At 69.4% G+C, this 206-nt stretch carries 1 pseudogene; it reads left to right on the top strand.

The window, feature by feature from the left end:
* Positions 1-8: 8 nt before the first annotated feature.
* Positions 9-206 (top strand): annotated as a pseudogene (locus EXE45_RS19540) (mechanosensitive ion channel protein MscS); the annotation flags it as partial.

Here is a 206-nt window from a genome sequence, read left to right on the forward strand (position 1 = left end):
GGTCGGTAATGACACGGATCTCGTCGCTCGCCGCCCGCTCGCTCGCGAACTTCGTCGAGGGGCTGGTCGTCGCGGTCCCCCGACTGCTCTCGGGACTGATCTTCCTCGCGCTGGCGTACGCCACGGTCAGGGTCGTCCTCGCGCTCGTCCGGCGGTCGATCGGACGGCTGTACGTCGGCGACCGCGAACTGGTCGGCGACCTGATC

Source organism: Halorubrum sp. SP9 (assembly GCF_005435015.1).
Classification (GTDB): domain Archaea; phylum Halobacteriota; class Halobacteria; order Halobacteriales; family Haloferacaceae; genus Halorubrum; species Halorubrum sodomense.